Annotated in this window: 9 protein-coding genes; all 9 read left to right on the plus strand. The window is 49.0% G+C overall.

Annotated features, from left to right (window positions below):
* Nucleotides 1–225: 225 nt before the first annotated feature.
* The 9 genes from ilvB (at nucleotide 226) to ppdK (ending at nucleotide 13,306) form a co-directional block, all read left to right on the plus strand.
* Nucleotides 226–1,890 carry a biosynthetic-type acetolactate synthase large subunit gene (gene ilvB / locus FN001_RS03990; protein WP_142410897.1) on the plus strand — a complete coding sequence of 555 codons (1,665 nt, stop codon included), beginning with the start codon at nucleotides 226–228 and terminating at the stop codon, nucleotides 1,888–1,890.
* A gap of 7 nt (nucleotides 1,891–1,897) precedes the next feature.
* On the plus strand, nucleotides 1,898–2,434 hold the full coding sequence (ilvN, locus tag FN001_RS03995) for an acetolactate synthase small subunit (protein WP_015555108.1): 537 nt from the start codon (nucleotides 1,898–1,900) through the stop codon (nucleotides 2,432–2,434).
* Nucleotides 2,435–2,448: 14 nt separating this feature from the next.
* Nucleotides 2,449–3,462 carry a ketol-acid reductoisomerase gene (gene ilvC, locus FN001_RS04000; RefSeq protein ID WP_142410898.1) on the plus strand — a complete coding sequence of 338 codons (1,014 nt, stop codon included), beginning with the start codon at nucleotides 2,449–2,451 and terminating at the stop codon, nucleotides 3,460–3,462.
* A gap of 212 nt (nucleotides 3,463–3,674) precedes the next feature.
* Entirely contained in the window at nucleotides 3,675–5,321 is a 1,647-nt protein-coding gene (ilvD, locus tag FN001_RS04005; protein ID WP_142410899.1) for a dihydroxy-acid dehydratase, read from the plus strand.
* Between the two features lie 144 nt (nucleotides 5,322–5,465).
* Entirely contained in the window at nucleotides 5,466–6,779 is a 1,314-nt protein-coding gene (locus FN001_RS04010) for an ATP-binding protein (RefSeq protein ID WP_118298850.1), read from the plus strand.
* A 459-nt stretch (nucleotides 6,780–7,238) separates the two neighbouring features.
* A complete protein-coding gene (spo0A, locus tag FN001_RS04015) occupies nucleotides 7,239–8,048 on the plus strand; it encodes a sporulation transcription factor Spo0A (RefSeq protein WP_118322368.1) in 810 nt (269 codons plus the stop codon).
* Between the two features lie 237 nt (nucleotides 8,049–8,285).
* Nucleotides 8,286–9,731: a glycogen synthase GlgA gene (gene glgA, locus FN001_RS04020; protein WP_142410900.1), complete on the plus strand. Its 1,446-nt coding sequence runs from the start codon at nucleotides 8,286–8,288 to the stop codon at nucleotides 9,729–9,731.
* 190 nt (nucleotides 9,732–9,921) lie between these two features.
* Nucleotides 9,922–10,371, plus strand: coding sequence for a divergent PAP2 family protein (locus tag FN001_RS04025; RefSeq protein WP_118529338.1), 450 nt, complete (start codon nucleotides 9,922–9,924; stop codon nucleotides 10,369–10,371).
* Between the two features lie 295 nt (nucleotides 10,372–10,666).
* Nucleotides 10,667–13,306, plus strand: a complete 2,640-nt coding sequence (ppdK, locus tag FN001_RS04030; protein WP_142410901.1) for a pyruvate, phosphate dikinase — start codon at nucleotides 10,667–10,669, stop codon at nucleotides 13,304–13,306.
* The last annotated feature ends 130 nt before the right edge of the window (nucleotides 13,307–13,436 follow it).

Consider the following 13,436-nt stretch of genomic DNA (forward strand, 5'->3'; position numbering starts at 1 on the left):
CGTGAACGGGAATGCTTATTTGCGTTATACTGAATCCGGGATTGCCTGATAGAAACTTGAAAGAACAAGTTACGAAGAAAAGCAAAGCCTTACAGTGTAACGCTGTAAGGCTTTTTTATACCTGAATTTTGATACGGACATTTGTCCGTACCGAAAAAAGAAAAGACAGGAATGTCTGACAAAGTCGGACATTCCGAAAGAAATAAGATGAGGGGAAAAACAGCTATGAAAATGAACGGAGCGCGGATCCTGGTGGAAGAGCTGATCCATCAGGGCGTGAGAGTGGTCTTCGGATATCCGGGGGGCGCAGTGCTTGATATCTATAACGAACTCTATCTTGCGTCTGACCGTATCGGACATGTCTTAGCGGCCCATGAGCAGGGAGCTGCCCATGCCGCTGACGGGTATGCGAGAGCAAGCGGAAAGACCGGCGTGGTCCTGGCAACAAGCGGTCCCGGTGCTACAAATCTGGTGACAGGGATCGCGAATGCTTACCTCGATTCCGTACCGATGGTTGCTATCACAGGAAACGTCGCGGTAAACAGTCTCGGAAAGGATTCTTTCCAGGAGGTGGATATCGTCGGAATCACACAGCCGGTAGTAAAGCACAACTTTATGGTCCGGGACATCAGGGATCTTCAGAAGACGATTATTGAAGCCTTCGAGATCGCGAATTCCGGACGTAAGGGACCGGTTCTTATTGACATTCCGAAGAACGTCCAGTCCGCGGAATACGAGTATGTGGAGGACTTAAAAGTCCCGAGCGTTGTAAAGAAGCCGAGAAAGTCCGAGTGTGGAGATATTGGTGAAGTTGTTGAGATGATCAAAAAGGCGAAAAAGCCGTTTATCTACGCAGGCGGCGGTGTCGTGGCAGCCGGAGCCCAGAAAGAAGTCCTGGAGCTCTCAAAACGGGTCGACGCGGCGATCGGTCTTTCGATGATGGGAATCACCTCCGTTCCGGCCTCCTATCCGCTGAATCTTGGAATGTGCGGTATGCACGGAAAATATCCATCCATCAAGGCCCAGTCTGAATGTGATCTGCTTCTGGCAGTCGGCGTCAGGTTCTCTGACCGCGCGACAGGTGACCTGAACGAGTACACAAAGAAATGCATGACGGTCCATATCGATATCGACCGTGCGGAGATCGGAAAGAACGTCAGCCCTGACGTGAGCCTCTGGGGAGATGTGAAGGAGATCCTCACAAAGATCCTGGAAGCACTCCCGGAGCATAAACATCCGGAATGGGTCACAGAGCTGGAAGGTTACAAACACGAGATGATCCTCCCGGCGCCGAAACCTTACGGACCGGAAGCCATCATTGAAGAAGTTCACAAACACTGCACGGATGATACGGTCGTAGCGACCGATGTCGGACAGCACCAGATGTGGACCATGCAGTTCTACCCGTTTGAAAAGCCGCATACGCTTCTCACTTCCGGCGGTCTCGGAACCATGGGATACGGTCTCGGAGCAGCCATCGGCGGCTGCATCGCCGCAAGGGGCAGAAGAACCGTTCTCTTCACCGGAGACGGAAGCTTCGGAATGAACTTAAACGAGATGGCAACGGCGGTGAGTCAGGAACTCCCGATCACCATTGTTATTTTCGATAATGATGTTCTCGGAATGGTAAGACAGTGGCAGACGATCTTCTATGACTGCCATTATTCTCAGACCGTCCTTGACAGAAAGACAGATTTCCCGGCGCTCGCAAAGGCGTTCGGTGCAGACGGATATGCCGTTTACACAATGGAAGATCTGAAAAAAGCCCTGGATGCGGCAGACAAGTCTTCAGGACCTGTCCTGATCGACTGTCATATTGATATGGATGAGAAAGTCCTGCCGATGATCCCGCCGGGACGATCTATTAAAGACATGATTGTGGAAGGATAAGGTGACCATGGAAAACAAAGTTGAAAAGTTTGCGGTCGCCATGATCGTAAACAACCGCTTCGGCGTTTTAAACCGCATCGCCGGTCTTTACGCAAAGCGCTGCTATAATATCGATAATATCTCCGCAGGAACGCTTGACGATCCGAATTATACGCGGATCACCATCGTCTCCACAGGAGATGAATATATGAAGGACCAGGTGGTCCGTCAGCTGGAAAAACTCATTGATGTCCGTGCCGTAACACTTTTGGAACCGGAAAACACCGTATTTGCCCAGCATATGTACATCAAAATGCACCTGACAGGAACCCACAGAGGTTCCAGCAAACATCAGGTACTGGATCTGATCAACGAGTACGGCGGAAAAGTCGTAGACTTCGGTGAAGAGCATCTGACAGCCGAGATTACCGGAGACAGCAAAAAAGTTGAATCTTTTATTGAAAAAGTCAGAGATTTTGGTATATTAGAACTTAGCCGGTCGGGAGAGATCGCGATCGGTTTAGGAATAGACAACACATTATGTGTCGATCACAATGAAGAATAAGGAGAAGAAAAACTATGGCAACAATGTATTATGAGAGAGATTGTAACTTATCACTTCTTGACGGAAAGAAAGTAGCTGTTATCGGCTACGGTTCCCAGGGTCATGCACACGCTCTGAACTTAAGAGATTCCGGTGTTGATGTAGTAGTAGGTCTTTACGAGGGCTCCAAGTCCGCAGCGAAGGCAAAAGAGGATGGTTTCACAGTAATGCTCACAGCAGACGCTGTAAAGGCAGCAGATATCATCATGATCCTTGTAAACGATGAGAAGCAGGCAGCTCTCTACAAGAACGATATCAAGGCAAACCTTACAGCAGGCAAGACACTTGCATTCGCTCACGGCTTCAACATCCACTTCAAACAGATCGTTCCGCCGGCAGACGTTAATGTTATCATGATCGCTCCGAAAGGACCGGGCCACACAGTTCGTTCCCAGTACGTTGGCGGCAAGGGTGTTCCGTGTCTCGTAGCTGTTGAGCAGGATCCGAGCGGAAACTCCATGGAAGTTGCTAAAGCATACGCTGCAGGCATCGGCGGAGCAAGAGGCGGTATCCTCGAGACAACATTTAAGGAAGAGACAGAGACAGACCTCTTCGGTGAGCAGGCAGTTCTCTGCGGCGGTGTTTGCGCATTAATGGAAGCTGGTTTCAACACACTTGTTGAGGCTGGTTATAAGCCGGAGAACGCATACTTCGAGTGCATCCATGAGATGAAATTAATCGTAGACCTGATCTTCAACGCTGGTTTCGAGGGAATGAGATACTCCATCTCTGATACAGCTGAGTATGGTGATTACGTAAGCGGTAAGAGAATCATCGGCGACGAAGCTAAGAAGGCTATGAAGCAGGTATTAACAGAGATCCAGGATGGTACATTCGCTAAGAACTGGATCCTTGAGAACCAGGTTGGCAGAACAATGTTCAATGCGGCAAGAGCAGCACACGCTGAGACACTTGCAGCTAAGACTGGCCGTGAGTTAAGAGCAAAGATGGGCTGGAAGCAGGCTCAGAACCTTGACGAGGCGAAATAGTCGCGTAGGAAAATGAGCAGTGCAAAGGCGGCGGGGAAAGATTCACGTTGTGCTTGCACATAAGTGAATCTTTGCCGACGGCTTTATAGGGCGAATGCCCGCGCACGAACGGACGCAAGTCCGTGAGTGTGCCACTGCGGGGCAGAAAACCCTACAAATATTCCAAGGCCAGGCATCACCGCCTGGCTTTGGGTTTCATAAGGAGAAAAATCATGAATTCAGATAAAGTAAAAGCTGGCGTAGAGCATGCGCCGCACCGTTCCCTTTTAAAGGCAGATGGATATAACGACGAGCAGATGCGCCGCCCGTTTATCGGCGTTGTAAACTCTTTCAATGAAGTAGCACCGGGACATATGCACTTACAGACCATCGCCCGTGCCGTAAAGGACGGCGTCCTTGCAGCAGGTGGAACTCCGATGGAGTTCAATACCATCGGTGTCTGCGATGGTATCGCCATGGGCCATGATGGAATGCACTTCTCTTTAAGCTCTCGTGAGCTGATCGCAGATACCATCGAATGTATGGTAAAGGCACACTGCTTCGACGCACTCGTATTCATCCCGAACTGTGATAAGATCGTTCCGGGTATGTTAATGGCAGCAATGCGTCTGAACCTTCCGTGTATCTTCGTATCCGGCGGTCCAATGCTCTCCATCAACCAGAGAGATTTAAATACTGTATTCGAGGCAGTTGGAGCCAGAAAAGCAAATCTTATCAACGACGAAGAACTCGCTGAGATCGAGGGAAGCTCCTGCCCGGGCTGCGGTTCCTGTTCCGGTATGTTCACTGCAAACTCCATGAACTGCTTAACAGAAGTTCTTGGTCTCGGACTTCCGGGAAATGGTACGATCCCGGCTGTATACGCAGAGCGTATCCGCCTTGCAAAGACAGCTGGTATGCAGGTTATGAAGCTGCTTGCCGATGATATCCGTCCGCGTGATATCGTAACACCGGCAGCATTCGAGAACGCGCTGACAACCGATATGGCTCTCGGCTGCTCCACAAACTCCGCACTTCATCTTCTTGCGATCGCTCACGAGGCTGATATCGCTCTTGACCTTCATATGATCAACGACATCAGTGAGCATACTCCGAACCTGTGCCATCTTGCACCGGCCGGACATCACCACATGCAGGATCTGATGGAAGCAGGCGGAATCTCCGCAGTATTAAAAGAGCTTCTCGATGCAGGAATGATCCAGGGACAGTGCAAGACTGTAACAGGAAAGACGGTTGCTGAGAACGTTGCACATGCAGTAAACCGCAATCCGGAAGTTATCCGTCCGATCGACAATCCGTACACAAAGACAGGCGGACTTGCCGTTCTTTTCGGAAACCTTGCTCCGAACGGCGCGATCGTAAAACGTTCCGCTGTAAAACCGGAGATGTTAGTCAACACAGGTACTGCAAAGTGCTTTGACTCCGAGGAAGAGGCGATCGCTGCGATCTACGCAGGAAAGATCGTTCCGGGCGACATCGTTGTCATCCGTTACGAGGGACCGGCAGGCGGCCCGGGAATGAGAGAGATGCTCTCCCCGACATCCGCGATCGTTGGCATGAAACTCGATACGACCGTTGCTCTCCTGACAGATGGCCGTTTCTCCGGCGCATCCTGTGGTGCAGCAATCGGACATATCTCTCCGGAGGCAGCTGCAGGCGGCCCGATCGCTTACATCAAGGACGGCGACAAGATCGCGATCGACATCCCAAACTACAGCTTAAAGCTTCTCGTTTCTGATGAAGAGATGGAAGAGAGAAAGAAGACCATGAAGATCCGTGAGCCGAAGAAGCTGACCGGATACTTAAAACGCTACGCAAAGAACGTATCCTCCGCAGATAAAGGTGCGATCGTAGAGTAGGCGAAGGATTTATAGGGCTGACGCCCGAAGCTTCCTGACCGCGAAAGCAGACAAGAAGATGTACATCGAAATTGAAGAAAATGAAAAAGGGCGGCGGGCTTGTTGAGAAGCTGCGCCGTCCTTTGCATCAAGAGAGGAAACCATATGAATGAGATCGTATCAAACCTGCTCGTATACGGCAGCCTGCCGGAAGACTCGATCCTCTGGCAGCTTGCGGATATCTGCGAAAAATTAAAAAATCAGACAGAGTCCAAAGACGCACTGCGCGGACGCGTGTTCCATCAGGTAAAAAATCTTCTGACGGTTGCAACAGACTATGCATTTGATAAAAATTTATGGCATAATTACCTGACTTTCCTGCTGATCACGAACGAGAATCCGTTCAGCCTCGTCTGTGAAAAGATGGGGGCTCAGGACGGAACGGTCAACAACTTTGTGACTCATGACTTTGAGATGTTTAAAAAGCTGTTCGACTATGATTTCTCCTGGATGGAAAAAGAACTTTCCATCGATTGCTTCACCCAGCTGACTCACTATAAGGCGATCCGCAAAAAAGAGCTGATGTACAATAAAAATGTCAGCGAAAAGGTGAGAAATTTAAGTGAACAGCTTGAGACGGCTGAGTCCGGAGCTGATTTCTTCAAATATGTGACGGAATTCTACAAGGACTTCGGTGTCGGCATGTTCGGTCTCAACAAGGCGTTCCGCATTGCTGAGAATGGAGACGGCTCCGTCCGCTTCCTCCCGATCAACAACATGGATGCCGTGATGCTGGACGACCTCATCGGATATGAGCTTCAGAAGAAGAAACTTGTGGAGAATACCCAGGCGTTCTGCGACGGAAAAGCGGCGAACAACGTCCTGTTGTTCGGTGACAGCGGTACCGGTAAATCCACGAGCATCAAGGCGATCGTCAACCAGTTCTATCCGCAGGGACTGCGCATGATCGAGATCTACAAGCACCAGTTTAAGGATCTCTCGACGATCATCGCCCAGATCAAGAACCGCAATTACAAGTTCATCATCTACATGGATGATCTTTCTTTCGAAGAATTTGAGATCGAGTACAAGTTCTTAAAGGCCGTTATCGAAGGCGGCGTTGAGACGAAGCCGGACAATGTCCTGATTTATGCGACATCAAACCGCCGTCATCTGATCAAGGAGACATGGAAGGACAGAGAGGATATGGAGCACAGCGAAGATCTGCACCGTTCCGACACTATGGAAGAAAAACTCTCCCTGGTCAACCGTTTTGGACTTTCCATCTACTATGCGAAGCCGAACAAGGAAGGCTTCAACGAGATGGCGATCGCACTTGCGAGACGTGCAGGCATCACTCCGGATATCATGACGGACGAGGAGATCTGCTACGAGGCGAACCGCTTCGAGATGCGCGGCGGCGGACTTTCCGGCCGTACTGCCCAGCAGTTTGCGAATTACCTGCTCACGATCAAATAAGAATACTTACAGAGTACGAAGCCCTGGTATGGAGACATGCCGGGGCTTTTTTGTTTAACAGGAAATTCCGAAGGAACTTCCTGTTAAACAAAAAGGCGCTACGTGCCTAAGATGCACACTCGCGCGAAGATGAAGATTGTCGCAAGCGACCGCGCTCGGCGCGAGAATGTGCCGAGGCACATTCTTTTGTATAACTGTTTCGACTCGAAAATTCGCTAAGATCCGCTAAGAGAATGCTGAAAAATATTTAGATATTTACAAAATAATAGAATATAGTCAGAAAATGACGAGCAAAAACCTGAAATCACACCTGTTTAACCTTGAATTCGACAGAAAGAAAATCGTATAATTTCTACATTCTTACCGGAGAAGATCAAAACGTGAAAGATCGCGGCGGCTATCCGAAAGGATCAGGGGAAATGAAAGAAAAAGAACGCAGAGTGTAACAGGAGGAACATTATGGCAGAATTATCAATTGCGATCGCGGATGACAACAGACAGACTTTGAATTTACTTGGCGAGATCCTGGAGAAAGAGGACGGGATCCATGTGGTTGGAAAAGCAGATAATGGCGAGGACGCATACAATATGATCGTCCGAACAAATCCGGATATTGTCCTCATGGATGTGATCATGCCGAGACTTGACGGAATTTCTGTCATGGAAAAGATAAAGAATAACACGCAGATGAAGAACCACCCTTCGTTTATCATGGTGACGGCGGCCAGCAGTCAGGATGTGACAGAGGATGCGTTCCGCCTCGGAGCGAATTATTATATCATGAAACCGTTCAACCGCGACGTGATCCTGGACAAGATACGCAGAGTCTGCCGCGGACGGGCGAAAGCGGCGGGCAATGTACATACGGAAGTGAAACGGGTACAGCCTTATCTCGACAAGGAGAACTACATGGAACAGAATCTGGAGACGGATGTGACCCAGATGCTGCATGAGATCGGGATCCCGGCACATATTAAGGGATATCAGTACCTGAGAGATGCTATCATCATGTCGGTCCGGGATACCGAGATGTTGTCTTCGGTCACGAAGATCTTATATCCGACGATCGCGAAGACCCATAAAACGACGCCGAGCCGCGTGGAGCGCGCCATCCGCCATGCGATCGAAGTGGCCTGGGGAAGAGGAGAGCTCGACACACTGAACAGCCTCTTCGGATATACGGTAAACGGCGGCAAAGGCAAACCGACAAATTCAGAATTTATTGCATTGATTGCAGACAAAATCCGACTGGATTATAAACGAATCTGAAAAATCTGAAAAAACAAAAAAGACCCACTTTCTAATTTTACAGGGATGTGTTATACTGAATCTAATAGCGGGGCACAGAGCGCTGTTCACTGGCAGGGATCTTTTGAACGGAAGATCCCGTATGATGCAGTTCTGGCTGCGGATCCTGCCGACAGGGGATGGAAAGACCGACGGGATCACGTTACCGGGTCCATATCGGTGAACGGTAACGCAAGAAAAGTGGAAGGATGGGTTATCATGAAAAAAATATTGTTTGTCGCTTCCGAAGCTGTACCTTTTATCAAGACAGGCGGACTTGCCGATGTTGTGGGTTCCTTACCGAAATGTTTTGATAAAGAATATTTTGATGTTCGGGTCATGATCCCGAAATATCTCTGCATCAAAGATAAATTTTTGAGCAACCTTACTTATGTAAATCATTTCTATATGGACTATCTGGGACAGAGCCGTTATGTCGGGATCCTTGAATATGTTTATGAGGGGATCACCTTCTATTTTATCGACAACGAGAGCTATTTCTGGGGAGAAAAGCCGTATGGAGACTGGTATTACGATCTGGAAAAATTCTCATTCTTCTCCCAGGCGGCCTTATCCGCACTCCCGGTAATCGGTTGGAGACCGGATGTGATCCACTGCCACGACTGGCAGACCGGACTGATCCCGGTATATCTGAAAGGCAGATTCGGCGAGGGCGAATTCTTCCGCGGGATCAAATCCGTTATGACGATCCACAACCTGAAATTCCAGGGCGTTTGGGATGTGAAGACGATTCAGAGATTTTCCGGTCTTCCGGACTATTTCTTTACTCCTGATAAGCTGGAAGCTTATAAAGACGGAAATATGTTAAAGGGCGGTCTCGTGTACGCGGATGCGATCACGACGGTCAGCAATACTTACGCGGAGGAGATCAAGACTCCGTTCTACGGGGAAGGACTGGACGGACTCATGCGCGCCCGCGCCAATGATCTCCGCGGTATCGTAAACGGAATCGACTACGATGTATTCAACCCGGAGACGGACCGGGATATCGTTCAGAATTATAATGCGAAGAACTTCCGAAAAGAAAAAGTCAAAAATAAACGCGCACTCCAGGAAGAGCTCGGACTTGCCAGAGATGATAAGAAATTTATGATCGGTATCGTCTCGAGACTCACGAGCCAGAAAGGTCTCGACTTGATCCAGTGCGTTATGGACGAGATCTGTACAGACGATGTCCAGTTAGTGGTCCTCGGAACCGGCGATGAGAACTATGAAAATATGTTCCGCCATTATGACTGGAAGTATCACGACAGGGTATCGGCGCAGATCTATTATTCCGAGCCGCTGTCCCACAAGATCTATGCGGCCTGCGATGCCTTCCTGATGCCTTCCTTATTTGAACCGTGCGGACTGAGCCAGCTCATGGCGCTCCGGTACGGCACGGTGCCGATCGTCCGTGAGACCGGCGGCTTAAAGGATACGGTGTGGCCGTACAACGAGTTTGAGGGAACAGGAACGGGATTCTCCTTTGCAAACTACAATGCCCACGAAATGTTAAACATCATCCGCTACGCGAAACATATCTTCTACGATAAGAAGCGGGAGTGGAACAAGATCATTGACCGGGCTATGGCTGTAGATTTTTCATGGAATAGCTCCGCAAAGAAATATCAGGAATTATACGACTGGCTGATCGGATATTAAGTTGTTCACACAATCCATTCCCGCCCACGCATCCATGTGGGCGGGAATGTCATTTACGCGAACAACGAGCCAGAGTCCGCGCTTGCGCGAGACCCTGGCGACTGTCGCGATAACAAGGGGAAACCCGCGAAGCGTGCTTTCACTTGTCTGAATAGCCGCCTGATAATGATCTTACAGAAAAGAGGAAAACATGACGATATGGAATGAACTTCTGGGAAACCAGGTGCTGATCAGTGCTGTGCTGGGGTGGACGGTCGCGCAGTTTTTAAAGACCGTGATCGATATGGTCCTGAACCGGTCTTTTAATCCTGAACGGATCTTCGGGTCAGGCGGAATGCCGAGCTCCCATTCGGCTACCGTCTGCGCGCTCACAACAGCTTCCGGAATGAAATACGGAGTCGGAAGTTTTGAGTTTGCCGTCAGCTTTGTCCTTGCGATGATCGTAATGTACGATGCGATGGGCGTGAGACGGGAGACGGGAAAACAGGCGAAGCTGCTGAATAGTGTATTTTTTGAGAATATTCTGAACCTTGATGGAGTATTTCTCCAGGAAAAATTAAAGGAATACGTGGGACATACGCCGCTGCAGGTAGTTGCCGGGGCGATCCTGGGGATCCTGATCGCAGTGCTCATTGGTTAATTGTACTAAATTGAATATAAAATATACACAATTATGTCTAAAGAGTATTGCGAAAAAACACGAAAATATGTGAAAAAATCACGAAAGATTTACAAAGGGATGTTGCAAATTTTGGCAACATCCCTTATAATATGTACAGACCTTTTTTCCGACACTCAATTTTTTTGTGCGAAATCTCTAAAACCAGAGATCGTGTGATGGGGCATGGGGTTACCGCAAGGGGAGCAAAGAAATGAGGGCAGCCACAGACATCTTAAGTCTAAGCTAAATCTAATTCTAGGAGGAATAACAACTTATGGCAAAGTGGGTTTATAAGTTTGAAGAAGGCAGTGCAGCTATGAGAAATCTTCTCGGCGGCAAAGGTTGTAACCTTGCTGAGATGACAAATCTCGGTATGCCGATTCCGCAGGGATTCACAGTAACAACAGAAGCCTGCACAGATTACTATAACAGCGGAAAGCAGATCACAAAAGAGATCCAGGACCAGATCTTCGAAGCTCTTACATGGCTCGAGGGCGTAAATGGAAAGAAATTCGGTGATACAGAAGATCCGTTGCTCGTATCTGTACGTTCCGGTGCGCGTGCATCCATGCCGGGTATGATGGACACCATCTTAAACCTTGGTTTAAACGATGTAGCGGTTGAGGGCTTCGCAAAGAAGACAGGAAATCCGCGTTTCGCATATGACTCCTACAGAAGATTCATCCAGATGTATTCCGACGTTGTTATGGAAGTTCCGAAGTCCTACTTCGAGAAGATCATCGACGAGATGAAGGAAGCAAAAGGCGTTCACTATGATACAGAGTTAGACGCTAACGATTTAAAGGAACTCGCTGAGAAGTTCAAAGCTGTATACAAAGAGGCTATGAACGGCGAAGAGTTCCCGCAGGATCCGAAGGAACAGTTAATGGGCGCTGTAAAAGCAGTATTCCGTTCCTGGGACAACCCGCGTGCGATCGTTTACCGTCGTATGAATGATATTCCGGGTGACTGGGGTACCGCAGTAAACGTACAGACCATGGTATTCGGTAATAAGGGAAATACCTCCGGTACAGGCGTTGCGTTCACCCGTAACCCATCCACAGGTGCAAAGGGCATCTTCGGTGAGTATCTGATCAATGCACAGGGCGAGGACGTTGTTGCCGGTGTTCGTACGCCGCAGCCGATCACTCAGCTTGAGAAAGATCTTCCGGAGTGCTACAAACAGTTCATGGAACTGGCTATGAAGCTTGAGAACCATTTCCACGACATGCAGGATATGGAGTTCACGATCGAGGAAGGCAAGCTCTACTTCTTACAGACACGTAACGGTAAGAGAACTGCTCCGGCTGCAATCCAGATCGCATGCGATTTAGTAGATGAGGGACAGATCACTCCTGAGGAAGCTGTTTGCAGAATCGAAGCGAAATCCCTTGATCAGTTATTACATCCGACCTTCGATCCGGCTGCATTAAAGGCAGGCGAAGTGATCGGACAGGCTCTTCCGGCTTCCCCGGGTGCTGCAGCTGGTAAAGTTTGCTTCACAGCAGATGACGCGAAGGCAGCTGGTATCGGCGGCAAGGGCGAGAGAGTGATCCTGGTTCGTCTTGAGACATCCCCGGAGGATATCGAAGGAATGCACGCTGCACAGGGTATCTTAACAGTCCGCGGCGGTATGACATCCCACGCAGCTGTTGTTGCCCGTGGTATGGGTACCTGCTGTGTATCCGGTTGCGGCGAGATCAAGATCGACGAGGAGAAGAAGGAATTCACACTCGGCGGACATACCTTCCACGAGGGAGACTACATCTCCTTAGATGGTACAACAGGTAAGATCTACAACGGCGATATCAAGACTCAGGAAGCATCCGTAGGCGGAAACTTCAAGAGAATCATGGATTGGGCTGACTCCTTCAGAAAACTTGGTGTCCGCACAAACGCTGATACACCGGCTGATACAAAGAACGCTGTAAAACTTGGTGCAGAGGGCATCGGTCTTTGCCGTACTGAGCATATGTTCTTTGATCCGGAGAGAATCCACAACTTAAGAAGAATGATCGTTTCCGATACTGTAGAGGCAAGAGAGGAAGCATTAAGCAAACTCCTTCCGTACCAGAAGAGCGATTTCAAGGCTATGTACAAGGCACTCGAGGGCAGACCAATGACAGTCCGCTACTTAGATCCGCCGCTGCATGAGTTCACTCCTAAGACAGAGGAAGAGATGGCAGAGCTTGCAAAGGATATGGGCAAGACTGTTGACGAGATCAAGAAGAAATGCGATGAGCTTCATGAGTTCAACCCGATGATGGGTCATCGTGGATGCCGTCTTGCAGTTACCTATCCGGAGCTTGCAAAGATGCAGACACGTGCGATCATGGAAGCAGCGATCGAAGTAAAAGAAGAAGATGGATATGATATCATTCCGGAGATCATGATCCCGCTCGTTGGCGAGAAGAAAGAGCTCAAATTCGTGAAAGATATCGTTGTTGAAGTTGCTGAGCAGGTTAAGAAAGAGAAAGGCTCCGATATGCAGTACCACATCGGTACAATGATTGAGATCCCGCGTGCAGCTCTTACTGCAGGCCAGATCGCAGAGGAAGCTGAGTTCTTCTCCTTCGGTACAAACGACCTGACACAGATGACATTCGGCTTCTCCCGTGATGATGCCGGTAAGTTCCTTGATTCTTACTACAAAGCAAAGATCTACGAGTCTGATCCGTTCGCAAGACTTGACCAGACTGGTGTTGGCCGTCTCGTAGAGCTCGCAGTTAAGGAAGGACGCGCAACACGTCCGGAGTTAAAGTGCGGTATCTGCGGCGAGCACGGCGGAGATCCGTCTTCCGTAGAGTTCTGCCACAAGGTTGGCTTAAACTACGTAAGCTGCTCACCGTTCCGTGTACCGATCGCAAGACTTGCTGCTGCACAGGCTGCTCTTCATGAGAAAGGTTACAAATAGGATATAAGATCGTAAGATCATAGAGAGTCCCTGGGATGATTCCCGGGGACTCTTTTTCTTACCTTACAAATATGAAGAAATATACATGATATATAATGGCAATAAGGTTTATTCAAATAAAAAAGATACA

The sequence above is a fragment of the Clostridium sp. Marseille-P7770 genome, from assembly GCF_902143525.1.
GTDB lineage: Bacteria > Bacillota > Clostridia > Lachnospirales > Lachnospiraceae > Pilosibacter.